Annotated in this window: 29 protein-coding genes, 1 tRNA gene and 1 pseudogene; 19 read left to right on the top strand and 12 right to left on the bottom strand. The window is 58.0% G+C overall.

Features of this window, described 5'->3' with window-relative positions; all coding sequences use genetic code 11:
- Window positions 1-24: 24 nt before the first annotated feature.
- The 10 genes and pseudogenes from ACP7EE_RS23990 to ACP7EE_RS23945 all read left to right on the top strand — a co-directional run bounded on the left by ACP7EE_RS23990 (window position 25) and on the right by ACP7EE_RS23945 (window position 6203).
- Complete coding sequence (locus ACP7EE_RS23990; protein ID WP_426237211.1) at window positions 25-717, top strand: pseudouridine synthase; 693 nt, start codon at window positions 25-27, stop codon at window positions 715-717.
- Between the two features lie 317 nt (window positions 718-1034).
- Window positions 1035-1919 (top strand): alpha/beta fold hydrolase, encoded by an 885-nt coding sequence (locus ACP7EE_RS23985; protein ID WP_426237209.1) that lies wholly within the window; start codon window positions 1035-1037, stop codon window positions 1917-1919.
- A 169-nt stretch (window positions 1920-2088) separates the two neighbouring features.
- Window positions 2089-2162 (top strand) — tRNA-Gly (locus ACP7EE_RS23980).
- Window positions 2163-2344: 182 nt separating this feature from the next.
- Window positions 2345-2524 (top strand): annotated as a pseudogene (locus ACP7EE_RS23975) (type II toxin-antitoxin system HigB family toxin); the annotation flags it as partial.
- Window positions 2524-2883: a helix-turn-helix domain-containing protein gene (locus tag ACP7EE_RS23970; protein ID WP_426237207.1), complete on the top strand. Its 360-nt coding sequence runs from the start codon at window positions 2524-2526 to the stop codon at window positions 2881-2883. The pseudogene ACP7EE_RS23975 and the gene ACP7EE_RS23970, both read left to right, overlap by 1 nt.
- Before the next feature lie 146 nt (window positions 2884-3029).
- Window positions 3030-3392: a DUF7079 family protein gene (locus ACP7EE_RS23965; RefSeq protein ID WP_426237205.1), complete on the top strand. Its 363-nt coding sequence runs from the start codon at window positions 3030-3032 to the stop codon at window positions 3390-3392.
- Window positions 3393-3748: 356 nt separating this feature from the next.
- Window positions 3749-4066 carry a helix-turn-helix transcriptional regulator gene (locus ACP7EE_RS23960; RefSeq protein ID WP_426237203.1) on the top strand — a complete coding sequence of 106 codons (318 nt, stop codon included), beginning with the start codon at window positions 3749-3751 and terminating at the stop codon, window positions 4064-4066.
- Window positions 4059-5318, top strand: a complete 1260-nt coding sequence (locus ACP7EE_RS23955) for a type II toxin-antitoxin system HipA family toxin (protein WP_426237201.1) — start codon at window positions 4059-4061, stop codon at window positions 5316-5318. Before ACP7EE_RS23960 ends, ACP7EE_RS23955 begins: the two co-directional genes overlap by 8 nt.
- Window positions 5319-5579: 261 nt before the next feature.
- Window positions 5580-5759, top strand: a complete 180-nt coding sequence (locus tag ACP7EE_RS23950; protein WP_426237199.1) for a type II toxin-antitoxin system HicA family toxin — start codon at window positions 5580-5582, stop codon at window positions 5757-5759.
- A 36-nt stretch (window positions 5760-5795) separates the two neighbouring features.
- Window positions 5796-6203 carry a type II toxin-antitoxin system HicB family antitoxin gene (locus ACP7EE_RS23945; RefSeq protein ID WP_426237197.1) on the top strand — a complete coding sequence of 136 codons (408 nt, stop codon included), beginning with the start codon at window positions 5796-5798 and terminating at the stop codon, window positions 6201-6203.
- A gap of 69 nt (window positions 6204-6272) precedes the next feature.
- Here the strand turns inward: ACP7EE_RS23945 and ACP7EE_RS23940 are convergent, their stop codons facing one another.
- Window positions 6273-6641 (bottom strand): DUF6124 family protein, encoded by a 369-nt coding sequence (locus ACP7EE_RS23940; protein WP_426237195.1) that lies wholly within the window; start codon window positions 6639-6641, stop codon window positions 6273-6275.
- A gap of 410 nt (window positions 6642-7051) precedes the next feature.
- Here ACP7EE_RS23940 and ACP7EE_RS23935 point away from each other — a divergent pair, with 410 nt between their 5' ends.
- Complete coding sequence (locus ACP7EE_RS23935) at window positions 7052-7780, top strand: class I SAM-dependent methyltransferase (protein WP_426237193.1); 729 nt, start codon at window positions 7052-7054, stop codon at window positions 7778-7780.
- 92 nt (window positions 7781-7872) lie between these two features.
- Here the strand turns inward: ACP7EE_RS23935 and tam are convergent, their stop codons facing one another.
- Window positions 7873-8643: a trans-aconitate 2-methyltransferase gene (tam, locus tag ACP7EE_RS23930; RefSeq protein WP_426237192.1), complete on the bottom strand. Its 771-nt coding sequence runs from the start codon at window positions 8641-8643 to the stop codon at window positions 7873-7875.
- A gap of 376 nt (window positions 8644-9019) precedes the next feature.
- On the opposite strand from tam, the gene ACP7EE_RS23925 reads away from it, so the two are divergent.
- A complete protein-coding gene (locus tag ACP7EE_RS23925) occupies window positions 9020-9523 on the top strand; it encodes an inclusion body family protein (RefSeq protein ID WP_426205591.1) in 504 nt (167 codons plus the stop codon).
- Window positions 9524-9646: 123 nt separating this feature from the next.
- The gene (locus ACP7EE_RS23920; RefSeq protein WP_426237191.1) at window positions 9647-10192 is read left to right on the top strand and encodes an AidA/PixA family protein; all 546 of its coding nucleotides are present in this window, start codon (window positions 9647-9649) and stop codon (window positions 10190-10192) included.
- Window positions 10193-10243: 51 nt separating this feature from the next.
- Here the strand turns inward: ACP7EE_RS23920 and ACP7EE_RS23915 are convergent, their stop codons facing one another.
- The 7 genes from ACP7EE_RS23915 to ACP7EE_RS23885 form a co-directional block, all read right to left on the bottom strand.
- Entirely contained in the window at window positions 10244-10747 is a 504-nt protein-coding gene (locus tag ACP7EE_RS23915) for a DUF4142 domain-containing protein (protein ID WP_420648136.1), read from the bottom strand.
- 75 nt (window positions 10748-10822) lie between these two features.
- Window positions 10823-10981 (bottom strand): KGG domain-containing protein, encoded by a 159-nt coding sequence (locus ACP7EE_RS23910; RefSeq protein WP_080762009.1) that lies wholly within the window; start codon window positions 10979-10981, stop codon window positions 10823-10825.
- Between the two features lie 116 nt (window positions 10982-11097).
- Window positions 11098-12447: a diguanylate cyclase domain-containing protein gene (locus ACP7EE_RS23905; protein ID WP_426237189.1), complete on the bottom strand. Its 1350-nt coding sequence runs from the start codon at window positions 12445-12447 to the stop codon at window positions 11098-11100.
- Between the two features lie 78 nt (window positions 12448-12525).
- Window positions 12526-13164 (bottom strand): LysE family translocator, encoded by a 639-nt coding sequence (locus ACP7EE_RS23900; RefSeq protein WP_426237187.1) that lies wholly within the window; start codon window positions 13162-13164, stop codon window positions 12526-12528.
- 60 nt (window positions 13165-13224) lie between these two features.
- Window positions 13225-13641 (bottom strand): fosfomycin resistance glutathione transferase, encoded by a 417-nt coding sequence (gene fos, locus ACP7EE_RS23895; RefSeq protein ID WP_420648139.1) that lies wholly within the window; start codon window positions 13639-13641, stop codon window positions 13225-13227.
- Window positions 13642-13645: 4 nt separating this feature from the next.
- Complete coding sequence (locus tag ACP7EE_RS23890) at window positions 13646-14365, bottom strand: hypothetical protein (RefSeq protein ID WP_426237185.1); 720 nt, start codon at window positions 14363-14365, stop codon at window positions 13646-13648.
- A 39-nt stretch (window positions 14366-14404) separates the two neighbouring features.
- The gene (locus ACP7EE_RS23885; RefSeq protein WP_426237236.1) at window positions 14405-15085 is read right to left on the bottom strand and encodes a hypothetical protein; all 681 of its coding nucleotides are present in this window, start codon (window positions 15083-15085) and stop codon (window positions 14405-14407) included.
- A gap of 204 nt (window positions 15086-15289) precedes the next feature.
- Here ACP7EE_RS23885 and ACP7EE_RS23880 point away from each other — a divergent pair, with 204 nt between their 5' ends.
- Window positions 15290-15529 (top strand): CopG family ribbon-helix-helix protein, encoded by a 240-nt coding sequence (locus ACP7EE_RS23880; protein WP_426237183.1) that lies wholly within the window; start codon window positions 15290-15292, stop codon window positions 15527-15529.
- Window positions 15519-15806: a type II toxin-antitoxin system RelE/ParE family toxin gene (locus ACP7EE_RS23875; RefSeq protein ID WP_426237181.1), complete on the top strand. Its 288-nt coding sequence runs from the start codon at window positions 15519-15521 to the stop codon at window positions 15804-15806. The genes ACP7EE_RS23880 and ACP7EE_RS23875 overlap by 11 nt, the downstream gene beginning before the upstream one ends.
- Before the next feature lie 4 nt (window positions 15807-15810).
- Here the strand turns inward: ACP7EE_RS23875 and ACP7EE_RS23870 are convergent, their stop codons facing one another.
- On the bottom strand, window positions 15811-16734 hold the full coding sequence (locus ACP7EE_RS23870) for a LysR family transcriptional regulator (protein ID WP_426237179.1): 924 nt from the start codon (window positions 16732-16734) through the stop codon (window positions 15811-15813).
- Between the two features lie 78 nt (window positions 16735-16812).
- On the opposite strand from ACP7EE_RS23870, the gene ACP7EE_RS23865 reads away from it, so the two are divergent.
- The 3 genes from ACP7EE_RS23865 to ACP7EE_RS23855 all read left to right on the top strand — a co-directional run bounded on the left by ACP7EE_RS23865 (window position 16813) and on the right by ACP7EE_RS23855 (window position 20308).
- Window positions 16813-17301, top strand: a complete 489-nt coding sequence (locus tag ACP7EE_RS23865) for a DMT family transporter (protein ID WP_426237177.1) — start codon at window positions 16813-16815, stop codon at window positions 17299-17301.
- A gap of 595 nt (window positions 17302-17896) precedes the next feature.
- Window positions 17897-19126: an aminotransferase class I/II-fold pyridoxal phosphate-dependent enzyme gene (locus tag ACP7EE_RS23860; RefSeq protein WP_426237175.1), complete on the top strand. Its 1230-nt coding sequence runs from the start codon at window positions 17897-17899 to the stop codon at window positions 19124-19126.
- Between the two features lie 15 nt (window positions 19127-19141).
- On the top strand, window positions 19142-20308 hold the full coding sequence (locus ACP7EE_RS23855) for a multidrug effflux MFS transporter (protein WP_426237173.1): 1167 nt from the start codon (window positions 19142-19144) through the stop codon (window positions 20306-20308).
- Here ACP7EE_RS23855 and yiaY read toward each other — a convergent pair.
- A complete protein-coding gene (gene yiaY / locus ACP7EE_RS23850; protein WP_426237171.1) occupies window positions 20305-21453 on the bottom strand; it encodes an L-threonine dehydrogenase in 1149 nt (382 codons plus the stop codon). The two genes, ACP7EE_RS23855 and yiaY, sit on opposite strands and share 4 nt — an antisense overlap.
- Window positions 21454-21606: 153 nt before the next feature.
- Between yiaY and ACP7EE_RS23845 the strand changes: the two genes are divergently transcribed.
- A complete protein-coding gene (locus tag ACP7EE_RS23845; protein WP_426237169.1) occupies window positions 21607-22626 on the top strand; it encodes a DUF4917 family protein in 1020 nt (339 codons plus the stop codon).
- A gap of 57 nt (window positions 22627-22683) precedes the next feature.
- On the opposite strand, the gene ACP7EE_RS23840 is transcribed toward ACP7EE_RS23845, so the two are convergent.
- The gene (locus ACP7EE_RS23840; RefSeq protein WP_426237167.1) at window positions 22684-23226 is read right to left on the bottom strand and encodes a helix-turn-helix domain-containing protein; all 543 of its coding nucleotides are present in this window, start codon (window positions 23224-23226) and stop codon (window positions 22684-22686) included.
- Window positions 23227-23317: the final 91 nt, after the last annotated feature.

Below are 23317 nucleotides of genomic sequence, written 5' to 3'. Positions count from 1 at the left end.
CCCTTTATCCGCCGATTCCTGACCATGCGCGTCGACCGTTTCCTCAGCAACCTGCCCCGCTACAACCGTAAGCAGGTTCGCCTGTTGCTGGCGGAAAAGCGTGTGCGCGTTGACGGAAAAATCGTCAGCGACCCGCACAGCGACGTCCTGGAGTTCAGCCGTGTCGAGGTCGACGACGAAGTGCTGCAAACCGGCAAACCGGCGCGTTACTTCATGCTGCACAAACCGCCCGGCTGCGTCAGCGCCACGCTCGATCCCCAGCATCCGACCGTGCTCGATTTGATCAATGAGCCGGGTAAGGAAGATCTGCACATCGCTGGGCGCCTGGACTTCAACACCACCGGGCTGATGCTGATCACCAACGATGGCGCGTGGTCGCGGCGACTCACTCAGCCGCAGACCAAACTGCCGAAGGTCTACTACGTCGAGACCGAACAGGAAATCGGCGAGGAATATGCGAGCAAGTTCGCCGAAGGGATCTATTTCGCTTTCGAAGACCTGACCACGCAACCGGCGCAGCTGGAAATCCTCGGCCCGAAAGCCGCGCGTTTGAGCATCGTCGAGGGGCGTTACCATCAGGTGAAGCGCATGTTCGGCCACTTCAACAACAAAGTGCTGCGCCTGCACCGTGAATCCATGGGCCTGCTGCATCTGGATAACGCGCTAAAACCGGGCGAGTACCGCGCTTTGCGCACCGAAGAGATCCATTTGTTCTAAGCAGCCGACCGCTCAGCAGAAGTTGTCGAACAATTCTCCAAACGCACTTGCGCGATCCGCCTCCCCCTGCTTGAATCAGGACGTCGGCCAGATTGTGACCGATGAGTCACAACGTACATCCAAGAAACTTTTTGCCGGTAGACAGCCCTCAAGGCTGCGCCTCAGCCGGCAGACTGCCCGCCAATAACAATACCCGTCGACCTGCATTACCGGATCGACATGGGCCTGCAAAATTCAAGGCGTATGCCTACCTGTCACAAAGCTCGTGCAATCTCTATTTGCGCGCATACCCGCTTGCTTGCCAGGAGTCTTATGACATGAGGCCAGAAATCGCTGTGCTGGATATACAGGGTCAGTATCGGGTTTACACGGAGTTCTATCGCGCAGACGCCGCAGAAAAGACCATCATTCTGGTCAACGGCTCGATGGCCACGACTGCGTCGTTTGCACAAACCGTGAAAAATCTGCACCCGCAGTTCAACGTGGTCTGCTACGACCAGCCCTACGCGGGCAAGTCGAAAGTCCACAACCGCCATGAGAAACATCTGACCAAAGACGTCGAAGGCCAGATCCTGCTCGAGCTGATCGACCACTTCGCCGCCGAACACGTTCTGTCGTTCTCATGGGGTGGCGCCGCCACGCTGGTCGCGCTGGCGCACCAGCCACGACGCATCGAAAAAGCCGTGATCAGCTCGTTCTCCCCGGTGATCAACGCGCACATGCTCGACTACCTCGAACGCGGCGTTGATTACCTCGGCAAACGTGATGGAGACCGCGTTGGCGAACTGGTCAACAGCACCATCGGCAAACACCTGCCGTCGCTGTTCAAGCGCTTCAACTATCGTCACGTCAGCAGCCTGGCCGAGCACGAATACGGGCAGATGCACTTTCACATCAGCGACGTGCTGCACAGCGACCGTCAGTGCTATCTGAAAGCCGCGCAGAAGATCAACGTGCCGGTGTTGTTCGTCAACGGCGAATGGGACGAATACACCGCCGCCACCGACGCCCGCCTGTTCGGCAACCACGTGGCGCAAAGCACTTTCACCACGCTGCAAGCCACCGGGCACTTCCTTGACATGGAACACAAATCGGCCTGCCGCGACAGCCAGAACGCCTTGCTCGGCTTTCTGAAACCAGCACCGCAAGCCAGCCGAACGCGTTACCAGTTTGTTCAGGATCACCATGCATTGGCTATTTGAAAAAGTGTCAGCGCGAGCAAGCCTGCGGGACTGAGTTTCCATCGACTCCCAGTCCGCAGTGCTTGCTGGCGATTGACCGTTTTGGCTCTGATTCAGGCTTTTGCAGCGCGTCGGCGCAAAGAAAACTTCTCATCCGTGGCCGAGTCTGGTACAAAGTCAGCCGCTCTGAGCGGGTGTCGTATAATGGCATTACTCCAGCTTCCCAAGCTGATAACGAGGGTTCGATTCCCTTCACCCGCTCCAATCGAATATTTGTCCTGCGTTGTGGTTTGACGGGGGATGCGCAAGTACAAAAAACCGGTCTTGATGGCCGGTTTTTTTGTGTCTGGGGTTTGTTGAAACCTAGTAGGGAACTCAGCGGTTACTCCCTGATAAATATTCCAGCTCCCCTTTCCCCGTGAGTGCTCCTACCCTCACAACAAAGCCAAGAGATCAAAGCCGAGCTGCGAACAGCCAGCATCCTCAAAGGTGCGAGGGTTGTATTCAATATCGGTGGTAACAAATATAGAGTGATTCTGGCGATTGATTATCAGCGGCAGCTTGGCTTCATCCGGTTCGTCGACACCCATGCCCAGTATGACCAGATCAATGCGGAGACTGTGTAATGAACATTAAACCGATTCGTAGCCCGGAAGATCTGGCCGCTGCGTTGACGCGTGTGGAAGCACTCTGGGGCGCCGAGGTCGGCTCGACTGAAGGCGATGAACTGGAGATCTTGGCGCTGCTCATCGAAAAGTACGAAGAAGAGCAATACCCGATGCCACCGTCCGATCCGATTGAGGCGATCAAGTTTCGTATGGACCAGCAAGGTCTTACTCCGCGCGACCTCGAGCCTTTCATTGGCACCAGCGGACGCGTGTCGGAAGTATTGAACCGTAAACGAAAGCTGAGCCTGTCGATGATCAAACGCTTGCACGAGGGCCTGCGGATTCCTTATGAGAGTTTGCTTTCCGGAGTAAGCTGAGGAGTGAGAATTCAGAAACTCTTGAGCAGAAAACAAATACTGAACGCAGATGACAAAGCCAAGAAAACAGTTGGAAGCATGGCCGGAGCCATTGTTGGCGGGGTTGCAACTGATACGTTCGACCCAGAGCTAGAGGAGCTGGCCCATTGGCACATATTCTGACGCCTGCGGAACGAGCAAGTATCCAGATCGCGCTGGCAGAAGCCTTCGTAGACAGCGCCGTCGACTATGCCTCTATCGCAGAACGAATACGGAGTTACGACCCAAAGGTCGTTGAGGACATCTTGTACTCAGAGGTTGCGCCTGTGTGCTTCTGCAACCTTGAAACGCCCGTCCCTCCTGTTTGGAGTGGTTTTCAGGATGAATGGTTACTAGATGAAATAGCCAAAGAACTCAAAGCGCGAGAAAACAGCTGGCTACGACGTGGCTTCGACTTCTTAAAAGTTACCTGGCTACGCTATAGCTACGGTTACATTTGGAAGGAGCTGTTGAAGTTTCATCATTTCTGAATCCCTGGGATAAGGAATCTATGCCGATTCCCTTCACCCGCTCCAATCGAATATTTGTCCTGCGTTGTGGTTTGACGGGGGATGCGGAAAAACAAAAAACGGTCTTGATGGCCGGTTTTTTTGTGTCTGGGGTTTGGGGTTTTGTCCTCAAATCCCACGATGGATAACGATGACACGTGCTGCGGTCAAGTCGGGCGCGGCCGTTGATTGACGCAGCTATAATTCTTTTTTGTTGTGTCTTATATCTTGATAAATGCGATAAACCACACCATAAGAGAATTAAGATCTTTGACAGGTTCAAGCTTGAGTCTGTAGTTTTGTGCCTTGAAGCACATCAAGGCGGGATGAGAGTCACCATGCTGGAACTAAGCCTCAGCAAACCGGGCGAGATCGTAAAGCGGCTCTGCCAACGCCTTCGCACGGAACGCCTCGCTTTGCAGATGACGCAGGGCGATGTAGCCGCTCGTGCGGGCCTCGGGATTAATACCGTCTCCAACCTCGAAGCCGGGCGCAATGTCAGTTTCGAGTCGGTTATTCGCGTGGCCATGGTTTTGGGCCGCCTCAAAGAGATCGAAGAACTGTTCCTGCCCAAGCTGGATAGCCTGGACGATATCCTTCGTTACAAAGACAGCGCCAAGCGTCAACGGATCAAAAGGAAATCTGACAATGCTTGAAAAAGTGGACGTTTATTACGCTGGCTGGGGCGAGCACTGGCGGTGGGGCACGCTGGTTTCCACGACCGCCATCACCGGCCGCCCACTGATCGTGTTCGAGTACAGCGACGAGGCTAAAAATAGAGGGCTGCAACTGTCGTCCTTCAAGCTTCCACTGGACGGCAGTAAGTTACACCGTGACTTTCCGCTGCACCAAATGGGATTACCCGGACCAGTCTACGATTCGCTGCCCGATGGCTGGGGCATGCTTTTGATGGATCGCTTGTTCAAGCGGCGAGGCCTCAACCCGGCGCGAGTGGGTCCATTGGAGCGATTGGCCTACATCGGCGGCAATGCGATGGGTGCCATGTCCTTCCAGCCGGTCGCACCCGAAGCACTGGAACCGCAAGTAGATGTCTCGATTGGCCTGCTGGCAACCGAGGTGCAGCAAGTGCTAAACGGCGAAGGTGGGGAGTTTTTGCAACGGCTACTGCTGGTGGGCGGTTCTCCGCAAGGCGCCAGGCCTAAGGCGCTGGTCTACCGTGATCCGCAAACAGGCACTTTTACTACCGCTGCCAAAGCAGGTTTTGAAGCTTGGCTGGTCAAGTTTCCGGCCAACCAAGAGCATCCCGAAGTATGTGCAATCGAGATGGTCTACGCCGAATGCTTGCGCATGTGCGCGATCAAAACGCCAGACACGCAGTATTTCAGCCTGCCGAACGGACTCGCCGCTTTCGCGACCAAACGTTTTGATCGACACGACGGTCTGCGCGTCCCCATGCAAAGTCTCGCCGCCTTTACTGCTGCGGACTTCCAGACCGCCGGAACATTGGACTACGTCAATTTCCTGCGCGCGACCCACATGTGCACCAACGACGTACGAGAGAAAGCTCTGGCGTTTGAACGTGTAGTCTTCAATGTCGCGTTCAACAACCGGGATGACCATCCGAAGAACTTCGCCTATCTCATGTCCAAATCTGGTGAATGGACGTTGGCGCCAGCTTACGATGTGACCTTTTGCGAGGGGCCGGGTGGTTACCATCAGATGGACGTGATGGGCGAAGCATTGGAGATACACCGAAAAGCCATGCTGGGTCTTGCCGAGGAAGCCGAGGTTTCAGCCGAAACGGCAGATGACATCATTAAACGGTTTTGTGATGTAGCAGACCAGTTCACAGCCATCGCCCAAAACATGTTCCCCGGCGTCATCACTCCAGACACCCTGCGCACTATCCAGAATCGCATCGACGAGAACGTCAAACTGCTGCGCTGAGTGCGCTCGGCCAAAGAGCCGACAATTGCAACCGGTCTATAGGGCCGGTTTTTTAGTGTCTGGGATCTGGTAAAACCGCGACCCTACTGCATTTCGCAGCAATGGCCTGCAATACACCTGCGTTCCTGCCGAGTCATCCCCGCCTAGACTTCGACCAGCCCTGCGGCTCCATCAAAGGATGATGACCGTTCGGTGGTTATAGTGTTGATCGAAAAACAATCGTGGGTATAGTAACCACCAAGCGCACCACAAGGAGGTGTTGTGAATAGCCGTTTTCTAATTGGCCAGCTCGTCGCAGACGGTTGGTTTCTGGTACGGATCAGAGGCAGTCATCACCACTTCAAGCACCCGACCAAGCCCGGTCTGGTGGCAGTGCCTCATCCGAAGAAAGATCTGCTGAAGAAAACGGCCATCAGTATTCTGCAACAGGCGTTGCTTTGACCCGTCAGGGCAGCAGCATCCAGGAGGACAACACACATGCTTTACCCAATCGCGATTTCATTAGGTGATGAAGACCATGCCTGGGGAGTGGAAGTGCCGGATATTCCGGGCTGCTTCTCCGCCGGGGATGATCTGGACGATGCGATGGCCATGGCCCGTGAAGCCATTGAAGGACATTTCGAGATTCTGGCAGAGGACGGTTCGCCGATCCCACCGGCCAACAAGGTCACGCTGCATGCAGCCAATCCCAAATACGCCGGTTGCACGTGGGCCGTGGTGGATATCGACGTGACCAAGTACTTGGGCAAAGCCCAGAAGCTCAACATCACGTTGCCGGGGTATCTGCTTAACCGGATCGATGAATACGTGTTGCATCACCCTGAGGAGAAAAGCCGCTCCGGATTTTTGGCTTCGGCGGCGCTCAAGGTTTTGCAGCAGGGTTGAAGGCGAATGTAAAAAACCGGTCGTAATGACCGGTTTTTTTATGCCTGCGGGAAAACGCTTACGAAGTGCTCATGCCTTCAGCTCAACGTTATCCAGTGCCTGATTCACCGCCAGCCCTCCGAGCATGACCACCTGCGCAATGCCCAGTGCAGTCTTGCGGTGGGCGGGGTCGAGCACGGCGGCGAAGTTGTAGAGCATCTCGGTGGCCGAACCGAGTGATTCACTGGCGTTGGCGAGCAGGGATTCGGTGTCGCACGCCGGGTTGGCGTAGTACATCGGGGCGGGTTCGTTGCTGGTGCCCATGACGTGGGCGCCGGGGCAGAGGTAATGATCGAGGGCGCGGTCGGCGGCTTCGTGGAGTTTTCTGGAGTCGATGGACGCGTAAGGGGATGTTGGGTCGGTTTCGAACTCGGGTGGATTCGGTGTTGGTTTTTTCATGGCGATTGCTTCCTGTTAGACAGTTGGAGCTGGCCCATTCGGTTCCAATCGAAGAGGTGGCAGCTGTACGCGGATTGGAACCCGGGCCACAGAAAGCAAAAACCCGACAGACTCGAAGTCTCCCGCGCACAGCCGCCATAACGGAGTACACACCATGAAGGCGCGCAAGCATACGTCATGAAAAGTGCTTTTGCTTTCTGTTGAGCCGCAGGGTTCCAATCCCGGTCGCTGATTTGGCAGCGACCCACACAGGCTAGAGACCGCGCTTCCGACGGACAACCTGAAAACATTGTGGGAAGGTTCGGCAAATTCGAAACACGCGTTAAACATCCCGAATCGAAATACAGCAATTACACATCCCCAACATTCAACCTATTCTCTCCCGGCTCACGACCCGCTAGCATCTCCCCATGACTCAAAACATCTACGACGATCCCGAATTCTTCCAAGGCTACAGCCAGATGAACCGCTCCATCGGCGGCCTCGACGCCGCGCCGGAATGGCCGGCGCTGAAGGCTTTGCTGCCCTCCATGCACGGTTTGCAGGTGGTGGATCTGGGCTGCGGTTACGGCTGGTTCTGCCGCTGGGCCAGCGAGCAAGGCGCTGCTGATGTGCTGGGGCTGGATGTCTCGCAGAAAATGCTCGAACGAGCGCGGGAAACTACGTCAGCCGCCAACATCCGCTACGAACGTGCCGACCTCGAACAGCTCGATTTGCCTACGTGCACTTTCGATCTGGCCTACAGCTCGCTGGCGCTGCATTACATCAAGGATCTTTCAGGGCTGTTCGCCAAGCTGTATGCGGCGCTAAAACCGGGTGCGCATTTTGTGTTTTCGATTGAGCATCCGATCTTCATGGCGCCGCGTAATCCGGGGTGGCTGATCGACGGTGAAGGTCGCAAGCGTTGGCCGTTGGACAGCTATCAGATGGAAGGTGAGCGGGTGACGAACTGGTTGGCTGACGGGGTGATCAAACAGCATCGTACGGTCGGGACGCTGTTGAATTCGTTGATCGCGGCAGGGTTTGCCATTCGTCACGTTGATGAGTGGGGGCCGAGTGATGCGGAGGTGGCGGCGCAACCGGCGCTGGCGGAAGAGCGTGAGCGGCCGATGATGATGTTGGTGGCGGTTCAGCGCTGAGTTGATGGATTGCGAAGCCGATCCAGGATTTTGGGGTCGCTTCGCAGCCCGGCGGGAGCAACCTCCCTCGCCACAAGGTTTGCTTCAGTTCTCTAGCGCGTAGCCACAATAAACAACCGCGGAAACGGCAACAGCACCGAGCCATCCGCCAACGCCGGATAAGCCTTGGCAACAGCCTCCAGATACAACGCCAGATATGCCTCGCGCTCCACTTCCGTCAGAGGGCTGAGGAACGGAATCAACCCGCTACCCTTGAACCATTCAACAACCCCGGCCGCCCCGCCCGCCAATTGATGGTGATAAGTCGTACGCCACACATCAACCCGCGAACAGTGCGCTCGCAACATCGAGAAGTAAGCACTGGCACTGGCCATCTCCGTTCGCTGCCCCGCCGCATCGGCAAGTTTGCCGGCCCACGGGCCGTTGGCCGCCACTTCACGCATCAACCGATGCGACGGCTCATTCAAGTTGTCCGGCATCTGAATCGCCAGACTGCCACCCGGCGCCAACTTCTCCACCAGCGCCGGCAACAATGTCGCGTGATCCGGCAACCACTGCAAAACAGCATTGGCAAAGATCACATCAAACGGCCCGGCCTCCGCCCACTGATCAATCTCTGCAACATCGAACTGCAACTGCGGCAACCGCTTGCGCGCGGCCTCGATCATGTCCGGCGAACTGTCCAGTCCTTGTACTTGCGCATCCGCAAAACGCTGCGCCAGCAACTCGGTCGAGTTACCCGGGCCACAACCGATATCGACCACGGAGCGTGCGTCTGGCGTGGGGATAGCCGCCAGCAAGTCACGCGCCGGACGGGTGCGTTCATCTTCGAAAGCGACGTATTGTTTGGCGGACCAGGTCATTGCGTTCTCCTGTCGGGATCTTCCTGCGGAGCGTCACAATACAGTCAGCACCGCGAGCAGTTCCACAGTGACTCATTTTCCGACGATGTCTGCGCAGTAGGCGTCGGGACCGTCAGGATTAGAACCTTGTCTGAAAAGCGACCGCTCGTCGACCCAGGCAAAAGCGATTTTGACAGCTATAAAATCCTGCCTATAGTCAAGCTGCGGCAGTCGGAAGGAACCCGATTCGAAAGTTTTCGTGCATGGAGCACGGCCTGCTCATTTCCCCTGACCCGGTGGGTTCCCCCAGTAGTGTGCTCGCAAACGCCATACGGCAAGCAAGCGTCGTCGTGCCTGGATTGCAGTCCGACGTTCACTATGAAAAAGGAGCGTTACCATGTCTCGAGTTACCGATGTGCTGGTTTCCATCGACACCGAAACCATTCTGAAAAACTACCCGAACATCAGTAAAAATCCGGCCTCGCCGACGATGATCGACGTCAATCATGTGTACATGGTTACCAATCGGGACAACGTAATCAACGGCCAGGCCGGTGGCGAGCTGAACATCAAAGCGCAGGTCGGTGATCTGATTCGCTGGCGTGAAACCAGCCTGTCGCAGAGTTTCGAAACGGCAGTGATTTTCTACAAGTTTATTGGTAATCAAGGTAGCGAGTTGATCTCCACGCCGACCCCACGCAAGGCAACCGCCTGCGTTGCGGTACCAAACACCAGCAATCCATCAGTGCCTAGCTGTCAGAAAGTCGACAACCATTACTGGTCTTCGGAAACGCTGTCGTGTGGCAGTGTGACTTATCATTTCCACTTCCTGATTGTTGATCGCGATTGCAAGATCGTCGGCTGCTGCTCGTGGGATCCATTCATCACCATTCGCAACTGACGATGCACCGACCCCTTGGCAACGAGGGGTCTACCGATCCGACACCGCCCCGGCCGGAACAGGATGTTTTGCCTTGACCGAAGCGGCTGCCATGTTGCGCCACCATCATGAAAGGAATCCATGATGACTTCTCAACCGATCCCATCCCCCTCCAGCGCCGTGACCAATGCACAGAATGTATTGCTTGTCATTGATGCTGAATCTGTACTCACGGGTTATCCCGACCCGAGTGCAGATGCCGCTAACCCGACGAGCATTACTGACGAATTCATTTTTATCATCACAGCTGCCAACTCGAAGAAAATAGCTACAAATGACAGCAATGTGACGCTGACCGTTGAAATTGACCGGGACCTGCATTTTCGCTCACGGTCCATTAGCCTGATCGCCGAACACAGCGTAGCGGTCTACAACATGACAACCGACGACAGCGCTGTGCTTTCCGAGCCGAAGCTTGAGGTCCACCAAGACCTTACCGTCCCCGCCCCTGATCACACCAACCCGACGGTGCCGGCAAGCCACAGGGCGGATGACCATTTCTGGGTATGCACGCCGAAAACGTTCGGTACCGCCCAGTGCGCGCTGAACTTCATGCTGGTCAATCAGCAATGCGAAGCAGTGGGATATTTTCGCTGGCAGGTTGCGGTGGAACTCAGGCCCCAAAGGTAATTCGCCAGCACAAAAAAACGGCGCATTACGCGCCGTTTTTTACCCGTAAAATCAACGGCTGGCTTGCAACGCCTTGGCCTTCTCCAGATGGCTCTGCAGTTTGGGCAAAGTCTCATCGGCAAACGCCTTGATCTCCGGCACGTCGGTAGTCTGCGCTTCCAGCTCGATTTGCTTGATAGCGTCTTCGGTAGCCTTCACCTGACTCGCTGCATAAGCCTGATCAAACGTCGCGCCGTCCTTCACCTCAGGCATCAACTCTTTGGCTTTGTCCGCGACTACTTCACGCGGGGCGACCGGCAAGTCGAGCTTCTTGGCGATCTTCGCCAGGTGCTGATTGGCCGTGGTGCGGTCGTTGATCACGGTGATGGTGTAATCCTTGACCTCTCTGGATTCGGTCTTCCCGTGCGCCAAACGACTGGCTTCAATGTCGGCCATGCCTTTGGCCGAGGCATCGTTGATGAAGTCGGCGGGCGACTGGGCAAATGCGCTGCTGGCGAACAATCCCAGCAGGCTGATAAAACTGATGCTGCGTACACGGGTGGCCATCCGGCTCATGGTCGCGCCCTCCTTCTAGCGGAATTCAAGCGGGAGCTTGCGCCCCCGCCTCTCAATCAAAACAACCTTCACCGACTACTTCGATTTCTGAGCAGGCTTGCGGCCCGTTTCTGTTTTCGCAGGCTCTTTATCGACCGTCGTTGTGGTGGTTTTCCCACCTTTGCGACCGGCTTCAGACGCCTTCGTTCGATCGTTGGCGAAGTTTCCCGAGTTCGAGTTCCTTGAATTAGGCATGATTCTCTACCTCTTGGTATTGATCGTAGCGAGCAGGTGCCCGCCTAGATTGAGAATTTCCTGACGGACAAAGGTTTAGAAAGATTGCCAGCGCTGCGACGAACGGCGCGCCCGGACTAGATACCCAGCGCTCGATGATTCAGGCGTTTGGCGGCGTACATGGCCTGATCCGCATGACGGAACAGTTGCTCTTCATGATGGCCATGTTCCGGATAACGAGCTACGCCGATGCTCGGTTCAATGTGCAGATTGTGGCCATCCAGGCGCAGCGGTTGCACCAGTACCTGTCGGATTTTTTCCGCCACGCTGTCGGCATCTTCGGCTGCATGCAGGCTGTGCAGTAACACCACGAATTCGTCGCCGCCAATGCGCGCGACGGTATCGCTTTCGCGCACGCAACCCTTGAGCCGACTGGCGACAGCCTGCAGCAACATGTCGCCGACCGCGTGACCAAAGGTGTCATTGACCTGTTTGAAGCGGTCCAGATCAACGTACAACAGCGCCATGTGCCCGGTCTGCTCGCGCGCGACAGCCAGCGCAGTCTTGAGTCGGTCGCGCAGCAGTTCGCGGTTGGGCAATTGCGTGAGCTGATCGTATTGCGCCATACGTCGCAGCCGCGCGTGCAACTGTTGGCGTTCGATGGCGGTGGCGACCTGGGCGCAGACGTATTGCAGCAGTTCCTTGTCGCGCTCGGTGTAGCGCTCGCCGCCGGCCAGGCTTTTGACGATCAATGCGCCGATGGTGCGGTCTTTCGAGTTGAGCGGCACGCCGAGCCAGCACGGTGATTGCTGACCGGCCACCAGTGCTTCGAATTCCGGAGGCGTGTGTGGGCAATCCGGGGTCAGCAGAATCGGCTGGCCGCTGCGGATCACTTCCGAGCACAGACGTCCCGTCACCGTACCGGGCTGCTCCGGCTGCAAATCATCGTCATCGACGTGATAGGGAAAATTCAGCTGCGCGCAGTGTTCGTCATACAGCGCGACGGAGAAATTCAGCGCCGGCAGCCATTCGCCGATGATCAGGTGGATACGCTTGAACAGCGCGAGTAAATCCTCCGCCGCATGCGCCGCTTCGGAGATCGCGTACAGCGCGGCCTGACGCGATTCCGCCAGCTTGCGCTCAGTGATGTCGCGGGCCACGGCGATGCGCAGTTGATCCACCTCCGACCAGCGTGCCGACCACAAGATGTGCACGACACCGCCGTCCTTGCGCAGGTAGCGGTTCTCGAAATTGAGTTTCGGTTCGCCGCCCATGATGTCGCTGGCCGCCGACAACGTGCGCTCGCGGTCGGCCGGGTGCACGTAATCGATCATCGACTGGCCGATCAATTCGTCAGGCGTGTAGCCAAGAATTCGCTCGCACGCCGCGCTGACAAAAACGAAGCGGCCCTGCTTGTCCACCGCACACACGGCGTCCAGCAACAGGTCGAGGTAACTCGCCAACGGCGCGGAATTTCGCTTTTCCATGATTCAGCGTGGGTGTCCGGACAATGCAGCACTGAGCAACCATCCCTGCCCCGACAACTTCGCGTCCTGCGATTGAGTTCAAGCCTTGTTCGGTAGCAATCCGGGCAACGCATGCACCAGCGCGTTGATCGCGAAACCGATGAACATCACCCCGCACAAACGGGTGATCGCCAGCTCATGCCGCTGATACAACGTACGCACCTGCCGCGCGCCGACAATGCCAATCAGAATAGCGTAGGCGAGCAATCCGCCGAGGAAACTCAGGGCGATCAGCATCGGCAGCATCGACCAGTTGAGCAGTTCGGCGCGGCTCGACAGCAACGCGGTAAAAGTCGCCACCGCCACCGGGTACGCTTTGGGATTGGTCAGGCCGAACAGGATGCCGTGCCAAAATGGATGACGCGCCGCGCCCTGGGGTTGCTCACCGTCACTACGTTTGGCGCGTACCGCACGCCAGCCGAGCCAGAACAGGTACAGAGCGCTGAGCACACCGAGCACATCGAACGCGGTGCTGCCGATTTCCTTGGCGCCGACAATCGCGATCAACGCCGTGCTGCACCAGATCACATCGCCGAGCAGATGTCCGCAGAGAAACCCCGCCCCGGCCCGCCGGCCACGCGCCGCACCGATGCCGAACACCGCCAGCACCCCCGGTCCCGGCGTGATGCCGTAAATGAAACCCGAGGCCAGCACGGCCAGTAGCAACGAAGGAGTCATGGAAAACCTGTAAGCGCCGGAAAACGTGGCGGCCAGTCTATATCAGCGATTGGCGGTTGATCACGACTCGTCGAAAAAACGCATGCCCGCGTAAGGCTTTTGCCGACACGCGGCCAGACGCGAGGCCAAGTCACCGACATGCGCTTCGAGCTTGTGCCCGTCCGGGTCGAGGAAGTAGAACGACGCACCTTCGCTGCGGTTGTCACGCCACTCGCGTACGTTCGCGGCACGTAGCTGCTGCACGAACAACGGGAAATCCGCTGCGCCGAGGCTGAAGGCGTAATGCGTGTAGTCGGCGGCGGGTTGTTGATCGCGCTTCGGGTCGAGGGACAGGCACAACCACAGACCCGGGAGCGACAGATAAGCGCCGGCGTCCCACGTAGCTTCAACCCGCAGATGCAGCACGTCGCGGTAGAACGCGAGGCTGCGGTTCAGATCGGTGACGGCGAGGGTCAAATGGTTAAGGCCGGTGAGCATCGGATCAGTAACCTCGCAAGTCTTCGGGGATGATGTATTGAGTGCCGTCGTAGCTGAGGGTGATTTGGGTTTTCTTCAGGTCGGTGGTTTTCGAGAGGCATTCTTTGCCGGATTTGTACGAGGTCATCACCACACCGCTGGAGCTGACGATCAGATCGGAAAATCCATTGTGGCTCAACGGGCCTATTTCGACGGTTCTGCGAACTCGCGTGTCCTGCGTTTCACACTCACTTGACCCCTCGCCGAAGTCTTTGCGGATGACCAGTCCCTCAAGCACCGGCCGCAGTCTGGTGCCTTCGCGTACATATAACGCCAGATCGGTTTTCGCGTAGGGATTGGCGCGGGAGAGCTGATCGGCAAACTTTGAGCGTAAGCCGAATGCGCGAACGTTCGGTGCCAGTCTGTAGCGTGCGGTGTCGATTACCAGATCAACGAAACGGATGGCATCGGAGTTGTACGCGCCTGGTTTGACGAACGTGGCAAGCGGCTTGGCGTTGGAAGCGTTGAGCAGCGACAGGTCGAGATCAAACACCCCGTCATGCCCGTCGTCGGAATCCGTCAAGAACGTGGACTTTGCCGAGATCGCCTGATCCGGAAACGCCGGCCAGACTTTGCAGCGTGAAAGCGATTGGCCGTTGAACTTCTTTACCTCGCAGGCGGCTTGGGCCTGGGTGGTGATGGCGAGAAAGCTGAGGGCGATTAAGAGTCTGGTTGAGGTGAGCATTGTTCTTCCTTGATAAAAGTTGTGTTTGACGGCTGCCTGTTAAGTGCCTTTGAAGCCCTGAGGCAAAACATACGACTTGCCGTCATAGCGAAGTGTGGTGAACACGGGGTTTTCAGGCGTGCTCCTCAACTCGCAAGTGTCCGGCGGCCCTTCACCGACGAGGCCCGTCACAACCGATTTGATGATCAGATCTGCGTAACCATGGGAACTGGTTTTGCCGATTTCGAGGGTGCGCTCCATATAAGCGCGCTCTCCTGCACAACCGCCATCCCACTCGCCGCTGTAGTTGTACGTCACCAGCCGATCCAGTACCGGGCGCAATTTATCGCCCTCTTTGACGTAGAGCGACAGCCAGACCTCATCCAATGGATTGACGCGGGATGAGCCTTTGAACCTGACTCGGACTCCAAACGCCCGAAGCTCGGGTGTAAGTTTGTAGCGAGCGGTATCGAACTCCACGCTGTCGAGCGCGATAGCATCGGACACAAAGGCAGCAGGCTGGTGATAGGTCGCGAGTGGTTTCGAGTCCTCCGACAACACGGATAGGGCGAGATCGTAACTACCGACGTCACCCGTTTTGCCATACACCGGATCAGGCTCAAACTTCGATACAGCATTGAGCGTCATACCCGGATAGGCAGGCCAATCCTTACAAACCGAGAAATCCCGCTCACCTGCCAGCGGCGCAGGTGTGCAATCGGCAAACACCTCCCCCGCCATCAGCCACGCGCAAAGCAGCACACCCCCAACCACCGCAGACTTCACTGTGACGTCCCGCTCCTCATATATTTCAGCCGCGCACTATCCCCTCCTCAATCCGCTGATTCAACCCATCGCCTGCGCAAATCACAGACGAGCGGAACTGGCGTCATCGTGTATGTAGCTGTAGTGTCGCGTATTACACATCACTACACCGAGAACGCCATGTCAGTCATGTCCTTGCGTCTTCCAGACGAACTAGCCGACACGCTCGCCAACCTCGCCAAAGCAACCGGGCGCAGCAAGTCCTATCTGGCAGTCGATGCACTACGCGAATACATTGCCCGCGAAGCCTGGCAAATCGAAGAAATCCAGAAAGCGCTGCACGAAGCCGATGCGGGGGATTTCGCATCCGCTGAAGACGTCAAAGCCATCGCAAACAAGTGGAGCGCCAATGCAGGTTGATTGGCTGAAAACCGCACTCAGAAATCTCGATGACGAAGCGGCCTACATAGCGAAGGAAAATCCCAAAGCTGCGGCAGAATTTGTTCAAGCGATTCTCGCCAGCGTCGATCACCTCGCCCAATTCCCCGCTGCCGGACGCGAAGGCCGATTGCCCGGAACCCGCGAATGGGTCGTGACCGATCGCCCATACTTGATTCCCTATCGTGTGCGCCAAGGCCGCTTGCAGGTTTTGCGCGTCTTTCACACCCGCCGACTCCCGCCCTCTGTCTGGAAGTGAACATTCAACTGAGCGCTTCAGCTCTGGCAATCCCCTCCTCAATCCGCCGATTCAACCAGTTCAACGCCTGATCCCCACCCCGGCGCTTGTGCCACGCCAGTACGAACGTGAACGGCGCGATCTCGAACGGAGGCGGCACGACGATCAGCGACTCTCTGTCTACATCATTCAACGCACGCGAAGCCACCGTGAGAATCAGATCGGTGCCACTGATGAACTGCGGCGCGACGCTCCAGTGCGGCAGGCTGATGGCCACGCGGCGGCGTTCACGCAACGCGGTCAGCGCGCGTTCGATTTCCGGCGTGCCACTGCCACGCATTTCCAGCAGAACATGCGGGCGTGACAAGTAGGTCGGCAGGTCGAGTTGGCCATCGGCCGGCAAACTCTGACGATCCAGCAAACACACGTAGTGCTCCTCGAACAACGGCGTGCTACGCAGTTCATTGGGCAGTTCGGGAAACACCCCGGCGGCCAGATCGATATCGCCAGTGAGCACACCATCAAGCATGCCTTCGCGACTGGCATGGCTGATTTGCAGATCGATGCCCGGCGCTTCGCGGCGCAAAGTGCGAATCAGCCCCGGCAAAATAATCGCCGCACCATAATCCGACATCGCCACGCGAAAGGTCCGACGCGCGCTGGCCGGATCGAAGCTGTTCGGCACCAATAGCGATTGCACCTGAGCCAAAGCCTCAGCCAACGGCGCCACCAACTCCAGCGCTCGCGCCGTCGGTGCCAGAGTTGACCCGGCGCGCACCAGCAACGGATCACCAAGCAAATCCCGCAACCGCGCCAAGGCATGACTGACCGCCGGTTGACTCAGGTGCAGACGCTCGGCGGCGCGGGTCACGTGTTGCTCGCTGAGCAAAGCGTCGAGGATCACTAACAGGTTGAGATCGATACGCCGCAGATCATTCATCTGATGCATGTTCCGGATGACAAAACGGAATTTAAATCTGCGCGACGAATACCTTAGAGTCCAGCAAAACCTTGCTGGAGAACCATCATGAGTACGTTGCATTGGACCGGTCTGTTGCTGTTGGCCGCATTCGCCGGGGCGGTGGTGCCATTCCAAAGCGCAATCAACACCAATCTGGCGCGCGGATTGGGACATCCGTTGTGGGCGACGCTGGCCTCGCTGCTGGTCAGCGTGCTGGTGCTGTTGCCGGTAATCATCGCCCTGCGCTTGCCATTGCCATCACCGACTTTCATCAGCAAAGCGCCAATCTGGATGTGGGCCGGTGGCGCATTCGGCGTGTGTTTCGTGGCGCTGGCGGTGATGCTCTTGCCCAAGCTTGGCGCGTCAGGATTCGTGGCGCTGGCACTGGCCGGACAAGTGATTGCATCAATGCTGCTGGATCACTTCGGATTGTTTGGATTGGCGGAGAAACACCTGACGTTGCCACGCGTATCTGGAGCACTGTTGCTGATTGCCGGAGTGGTGCTGATTCAGTTTGGAGGGGCGATAGAGAAGAGCGTGGTGGCAGCGGGATGACATAGTACTTCAGAGCTGTGGCGACTGGACCGACGCCATCGCTGGCAAGTCGAATCGTCGCACCGCAGTTCCCACAGTTTTGATATCCACCCGAGAACCGCACTTCGCTTCTCACCACGCAACACAATGAGCGTTAGCTCGAGTAAAGCTCTTGATCTAAATGGCCCCTTCGGCAGGCTGAGTGGAGGGATTCATTCGGGGCTGGCGCGCAGCGCCGTTCGACGCAGTCGAACACATCGAGAGGAGGTGCAGCGCAGCAAACCGGAGGCGATGCCCCCGAATGAATCCCGGAACGAAGGAACCCCGAGCCCCAGCGAGCGGGCCGAACGCCGGGGCCCAGCCTTTTGCTTACTTTTTGGCGTTTGAAAAAGTGAGTCGCTGTAAGAGCGAAACCGCCAGCCGCCGCACCCGAAAAACCGGATATACACCCACCCCCCTACACCCAAAACCCCACCGCCCTACAACCAAATCACCATCCCCTCTCAGCCCTATCAGACATAGCCGATTCAAGCGGTAAGGCCCTGTCTGTAAAGTCTCGCAACACACACAAATTGCAACACCCCCAAGGATCGCCAAGCTCAAGGAGAGCCCCCCGTTGAACCACCAGCCCAACACCCCCAACCTCTTCACCAACTACCGCAAAGTCATCGCCCGCGCCGACCACGATTGGGAAACCGCTGAAAGCGGAAAAATCGCCGCCCTCAACGTCGAAATCAAAGGCCCCAACCACCTGCAAGATCAACACGGCCGCCACTTCCACCATTTCTGCACCACCTCCTACCTGGGCCTTGATCATCACCCCGCCCTGCTCGAAGGCGCCATCGCAGCCCTGCGCGAAACCGGCACCCTGCGCGTCGCCAACTCGAAGAACCGCTGCAAACTGGCAATCCTCGACCAATACGAAAACGAACTCTCGGAACTGTTTGGCGCCGTGTGCCTGAGCACCTTGTCATGCAGCGCCGCCAGCGCAGGAATTCTGCCGCTGCTGGCCAGTGGCGTGTTCACCCAAAACCGCCCGCCCGTGATGGTCTTCGATCGCCTCGCGCACTACTCGATGAACCACCTCAAAGCCAACTGCGCCGACGAAACCCAAGTCTTGACCGGCCCACACAACGACATGGATTTTCTCGAAAGCGTGTGCCAGCGCCACACCAGCGTCGCGTACATCGCCGACGGTGCCTACAGCATGGGTGGCGTGGCCAATCTGGACAGCCTGCTGTATCTCAAGGAACGCTACGGCTTGTTCCTCTACCTGGACGATTCCCACGCGCTGTCCGCCGTCGGTAGCAACGGCGCCGGCCTGGTGCGCCCGAGAATCAGTGCGCTGGAGGACGATTGTCTGATCGTCGCCTCGCTGGCCAAATCCTTCGGCGCCAGCGGTGGTCTGGTGATGCTCGGCAACCAGCGGCAGAAGACGCTGATCCAGCGTTACGGCGGGCCGAGCAACTGGTCGCAAAGCCTCAACTGCGCGGCCATCGGTGCCGGACGCGCGTCGATTCGATTGCACCGCAGCGCAGAATTTCGCGTTCTGCAGGGCCAGCTTCAGGCTAATATCCGCCTGTTCGACAGCCTGATCGGCACCGAACAGCACAGCAGCCCCATGGCCATTCGCCTGATCAATTGTGGCAAAGCCGCGCTGGCCAACCGTATTGCCATGGAACTGGCCGATCAAGGTTTCTTCACCAGCGCGGTATTCTTTCCGGTGGTCGCTCAAGGCAAAGCCGCAATCCGCATTACTCTGCGCGCCGATATGCCGCCGGCTTTGATCCAGCACTTCTGCGAGCTGATCACCGAACTTTTATTGACCCACAGTCGCAATCACTAACGCCACGGGCGACGCATGAACCCCAGCCTGATCCTGCTCATCACCTGCTGCACCGTATTCCTCGCCCAACTGGGCATGAGCATCTATTTGCCCGCGTTGCCGCAGATCGCCAGATATTTGCAGGTCGATGCCTCGCAGGTCGCCTGGGGGTTGGCGCTATACCTGATCGGCATGGCGTTGCCGATGCTGTTCTGGGGCAGCCTCGCCCAGCGCATCGGGCGCAAACCGGTGTTGCTGGCGGCACTCGGAATTTATGGGCTGGCGAATCTGGCGTTGCCACTGGGCGCGACGCTGGAGTCGTTCTTGTTGCTGCGATTTGTTCAGGGGATCGGCGCCAGCGGTATTTCGGTGATGGCGCGGGTGTTGATTCGCGACAGTTTCAAGGGCGATCTGCTGGCCAAGGCACTGTCGTGGATTTCGATTTCGTTCGTGGTGGCGCTGGGGATTGGTCAGTACGTCGGCTCGATCATTCAGGTGACGCTGGGCTGGCAGGCGATTTTTTATCTGCTCGGCGCCGTCAGCCTGATGATCGCCGGGATTGTCTCGCGCTTGAGCTTTCCCGTGCTCGCAGAAACACCCTCAACGGTTTCACCATGGACGGTCTATCGGCAGATTCTGAGCCATCGCGCGTTCCTCCTGCCGGCACTCGCGGGCGGTCTGGGATACGGCGTGATCATCGCCTTCAACACGGCTGCGCCGTTGATTCTGCAAGGTCCGTTGAATTGGTCAGCGGCCGATTACGGACTGCTCGGATGGCCAATCAGCGCGGCGTATTTTCTTGGCGCAGTGGCGGTCAATCGCTTCGTGCTGCGCACCGGTCAACAACGCTTGATGGCCTTGGGCGTGGGCCTGGTGCTGGCCGGCAGTGGCGTGATGTTGCTCGGCAGTCTGGCGGCGAGTTCGCTTGCCTGGCTGCTGTGGTTGCCCTACTGCGTGGCGGTGTTCGGCCAGTCGCTGAACTACCCGATCAGCCTGTCCCGCGCCAACGACGGCGCGCCGATTGCCGGTGCCTACGCCATGGCGCTGAGCGGCTTCATTCACCAATTGCTCGCGGCAGTGATCGGCGGACTGGCCAGCCTGATGGCCGGCCCGCACGCGTGGCCACTGTCGTTATTGTGCTGCGTATTGGCACTCGGCGCGGTGCTTTGCGTGCGGTTCGCGCCGGATCGTCCACGCGCTTAAAACGCGCTGCGGAAGATCTCTTCGATCTGCCGCTGATCCGCCGCGCGTGGGTTGGTCAGCCCGCAGGCGTCTTTCAGTGCATTGGCGGCCAGCACCGGAATGTCGGTGCATTTGGCGCCCAGGTCGCGCAAACCGCTGGGGATCTCCACGTCTTTGGCCAGACAGCGGATCGCCGTGATCGCCGCTTGCGCGCCCTCCTCCGCGCTGAAACCGCGAATGTCCGCCCCCATCGCGTGCGCGACATCGGTCAGCCGATCCGCGCAAACCAACGCGTTGAACGCCTGCACATGCGGCAGCAGCACCGCGTTGCACACGCCATGCGGCAGATCGTAGAAACCGCCCAACTGATGGGCCATCGCGTGCACATATCCCAGCGACGCGTTGTTGAAGGCCATGCCGGCGAGAAACTGCGCATACGCCATGTTCTCGCGGGCGGCCAGATCGCTGCCGTCGCGCACCGCCAGACGCAGGTTGTTGCTGATCAGGGTCATGGCCTTCAGCGCGCAGGCGTCGGTGATCGGGTTGGCAGCGGTCGAGACGTAGGCTTCGATGGCGTGGGTCAGAGCGTCCATGCCAGTGGCGGCGGTCAGGCTTTTCGGCATCGCTACCATCAGCGCCGGGTCGTTGACCGACAGCAGCGGCGTGACGTTGCGGTCAACGATGGCCATTTTCACGTGGCGCGATTCGTCGGTGATGATGCAGAAACGGGTCATCTCGCTGGCGGTGCCGGCAGTGGTGTTGATGGCGATCAGCGGCAGTTGCGGCTTGCTCGATTGATCGACGCCCTCATAGTCGCGGATCTGCCCGCCGTTGGTCGCGCACAATGCGATGCCTTTGGCGCAATCGTGCGGTGAACCACCGCCCAGCGACACCACGAAATCACACTGAGTTTCCTTGAGCAGGCCCAGCCCGGATTCGACGTTGGCGATGCTCGGATTCGGTTTGGCGCCGTCGAAGATCACCGAGTCGATGTCCTGCATTGCCAGTTTCTCGGCAATCATCGAAGCCACGCCAGCCTTGGCCAGACCGACGTCGGTGACAATCAACGCCTTGCGAAAACCGTAGTTGCGGATCGCGACCATGGCTTCGTCGAGGCAGCCGTTGCCCATGATGTTCACCGCCGGAATGAAAAAGGTACTGCTCATGCGCGTCTCCTGACTGAGGCCGAATCGACACCTGCTATCCGGCGGATACGCACAGCATCGACCGATCGGTCACCGGCGATGTTGATCTGGCTCAATGCCGGCTCGTGATAAAGTCGCCGTCCATCTGCCCTTCGTTTTGAGACCTGCCCTGCAATGACCGATTTTCTCGATGTCGACGCCACGCTCGAAGACTGGAGCGCCGTGCGCGCCAGCACAGACTTGCGCGGTCTGCTGATGGGCAATGGCGCCAGCCGCGCGCTGTGGGACGATTTCGGCTATGACTCGCTGTTCGAAAACGCGCGCACGCTGCCGGACAAGCCGCTGAGCCAGTCGGAACTGAGCGTGTTCGAGGCGATGCAGACGCGCAGTTTCGAGCAGGTGCTTGGCGCGCTGAAAACCACCAGCCGCGTGAACAAGGCGCTGGCCGTGAGTTCGGCGGCGCCGCGCAATCGCTACTACGCGATCAAGGAAGCGCTGATCAACAGCGTGCACGACGTGCACCTGCCGTGGCGACTGGTCAAGGCCTCGACGCTGGCGACGCTGAATCAGGAACTGGCCAGCTATCGCACGGTGTTCAGCAGCAATTACGACTTGCTCAATTGCTGGGCCGCGCAGCACCAGAGCGATGCCCTCGACGACTTGTTCAACGGCGCCAACGCCAGTTTCGACCTGAGCCAAAGCACCAGCGAAAAACCGCGTCTGCTGTACCTGCACGGCGCTCTGCACCTGGTGCGCAATCAGGACGGCAGCGCACGCAAAATGACCGTCTCCGAAGGCACGCTGCTCGGTAATTTCGCGATCAACAACACGATCAAAACCCTTGATGACGTGCCGCTGTTCGTCAACGAAGGGCCGAGTGCGGACAAGCTCAAAAGCATCCGCAGCTCGGATTATCTGTCGTTCTGCTATGAGCAGTTACTGGGGCATAGCGATGGCTTGTGCATCTTCGGCCACGCGTTGGGCGAGCAGGACAGCCACATCGTTGATGCCTTGCGCCAGGCCAGACCGAAGACCGTGGCGATCTCGATCCATCCACGCAGCACTGCGTTTATTCAGCATCAGAAGCGGCATTACGCGCAGGTGTTTGAGGGCACGGGCGTTGAGCTGCGGTTTTTTGATTCGAAGAGTCATGCGCTGGGCAGTCCGAAACTCAGAGTGCCGTTAGAAAAATAGTTGAATGGCTACTGACGCCATCGCTAGCAGGCTAGCGATGGCATTCGCCCAGTCAACTCAGTCTTCAGCGCTGTGCACGACGACCAGCAACTGCGCCTGCACATCCCCGACTGACCGAATTCGATGCGGCTTCTGCGCATTGAAGTGCAGCGCATCGCCGCGTTCCAGCAGCACGCGCTCGCTCATGAAGTCGACTTCCACCCGGCCTTCGTGGACGAACAGAAACTCCTCGCCCAAGTGTTCCTTGAAGGTTTTGTCGGTGAACTCGCTCGGCGGGTAAATGATGAACGGCAGCAGATTGCGCTCGCTGACCTGATGCGCCAGCACCGCGTAACCTGGGCTGTGCTGATCGGCGCCGAGCGGCTGGCGCTCGTGGCTGCGCACCAGGCTGTAACTGTCGAGGCTGACGTTGTCTTCGGAGAACAACTCCTCGACTTTCACGTTCAGTGCCTTGGCCAGTTTCAACGCGGCGGCAATCGACGGCGTGTTCAAGCCGCGCTCGACTTTTGACAGATAGCTCTTGGTCATGCCGGATTTTTCGGCCAGCACCTCAAGCGTCACGCCAAGTTTTTTTCTTAATAATTTCAAACGGATAGACATGAAAAACGATTAATCCAGCAAAGGAATGACGATTTGTCCTTGCCAATGACACTTTGTGTCATATAGCCTCTTTAGTGTCATTTGCATGAAC

It is taken from the genome of Pseudomonas sp. TWP3-2 (genome assembly GCF_049897765.1).
Lineage (GTDB): Bacteria > Pseudomonadota > Gammaproteobacteria > Pseudomonadales > Pseudomonadaceae > Aquipseudomonas.
This window is presented reverse-complemented; position numbering and strand designations above follow the sequence as displayed.

Coding starts and splice junctions, on each gene's coding strand:
- ACP7EE_RS23935 (WP_426237193.1), top strand. CDS start 7,052: ATGACTCAAAACATCTACGACGATCCCGAATTCTTCCAAGGCTACAGC.
- tam (WP_426237192.1), bottom strand. CDS start 8,643: ATGACCTGGTCCGCCAAACAATACGTCGCTTTCGAAGATGAACGCACC.
- ACP7EE_RS23985 (WP_426237209.1), top strand. CDS start 1,035: ATGAGGCCAGAAATCGCTGTGCTGGATATACAGGGTCAGTATCGGGTT.
- ACP7EE_RS23970 (WP_426237207.1), top strand. CDS start 2,524: ATGAACATTAAACCGATTCGTAGCCCGGAAGATCTGGCCGCTGCGTTG.
- ACP7EE_RS23900 (WP_426237187.1), bottom strand. CDS start 13,164: ATGACTCCTTCGTTGCTACTGGCCGTGCTGGCCTCGGGTTTCATTTAC.
- ACP7EE_RS23875 (WP_426237181.1), top strand. CDS start 15,519: ATGCAGGTTGATTGGCTGAAAACCGCACTCAGAAATCTCGATGACGAA.
- ACP7EE_RS23905 (WP_426237189.1), bottom strand. CDS start 12,447: ATGGAAAAGCGAAATTCCGCGCCGTTGGCGAGTTACCTCGACCTGTTG.
- ACP7EE_RS23920 (WP_426237191.1), top strand. CDS start 9,647: ATGACTTCTCAACCGATCCCATCCCCCTCCAGCGCCGTGACCAATGCA.
- ACP7EE_RS23880 (WP_426237183.1), top strand. CDS start 15,290: ATGTCAGTCATGTCCTTGCGTCTTCCAGACGAACTAGCCGACACGCTC.
- ACP7EE_RS23885 (WP_426237236.1), bottom strand. CDS start 15,085: ATGGCGGGGGAGGTGTTTGCCGATTGCACACCTGCGCCGCTGGCAGGT.
- ACP7EE_RS23855 (WP_426237173.1), top strand. CDS start 19,142: ATGAACCCCAGCCTGATCCTGCTCATCACCTGCTGCACCGTATTCCTC.
- ACP7EE_RS23940 (WP_426237195.1), bottom strand. CDS start 6,641: ATGAAAAAACCAACACCGAATCCACCCGAGTTCGAAACCGACCCAACA.
- ACP7EE_RS23960 (WP_426237203.1), top strand. CDS start 3,749: ATGCTGGAACTAAGCCTCAGCAAACCGGGCGAGATCGTAAAGCGGCTC.
- ACP7EE_RS23915 (WP_420648136.1), bottom strand. CDS start 10,747: ATGAGCCGGATGGCCACCCGTGTACGCAGCATCAGTTTTATCAGCCTG.
- ACP7EE_RS23865 (WP_426237177.1), top strand. CDS start 16,813: ATGAGTACGTTGCATTGGACCGGTCTGTTGCTGTTGGCCGCATTCGCC.
- ACP7EE_RS23890 (WP_426237185.1), bottom strand. CDS start 14,365: ATGCTCACCTCAACCAGACTCTTAATCGCCCTCAGCTTTCTCGCCATC.
- ACP7EE_RS23870 (WP_426237179.1), bottom strand. CDS start 16,734: ATGCATCAGATGAATGATCTGCGGCGTATCGATCTCAACCTGTTAGTG.
- ACP7EE_RS23925 (WP_426205591.1), top strand. CDS start 9,020: ATGTCTCGAGTTACCGATGTGCTGGTTTCCATCGACACCGAAACCATT.
- ACP7EE_RS23990 (WP_426237211.1), top strand. CDS start 25: ATGCGCGTCGACCGTTTCCTCAGCAACCTGCCCCGCTACAACCGTAAG.
- ACP7EE_RS23945 (WP_426237197.1), top strand. CDS start 5,796: ATGCTTTACCCAATCGCGATTTCATTAGGTGATGAAGACCATGCCTGG.
- fos (WP_420648139.1), bottom strand. CDS start 13,641: ATGCTCACCGGCCTTAACCATTTGACCCTCGCCGTCACCGATCTGAAC.
- ACP7EE_RS23845 (WP_426237169.1), top strand. CDS start 21,607: ATGACCGATTTTCTCGATGTCGACGCCACGCTCGAAGACTGGAGCGCC.
- ACP7EE_RS23910 (WP_080762009.1), bottom strand. CDS start 10,981: ATGCCTAATTCAAGGAACTCGAACTCGGGAAACTTCGCCAACGATCGA.
- ACP7EE_RS23840 (WP_426237167.1), bottom strand. CDS start 23,226: ATGTCTATCCGTTTGAAATTATTAAGAAAAAAACTTGGCGTGACGCTT.
- yiaY (WP_426237171.1), bottom strand. CDS start 21,453: ATGAGCAGTACCTTTTTCATTCCGGCGGTGAACATCATGGGCAACGGC.
- ACP7EE_RS23955 (WP_426237201.1), top strand. CDS start 4,059: ATGCTTGAAAAAGTGGACGTTTATTACGCTGGCTGGGGCGAGCACTGG.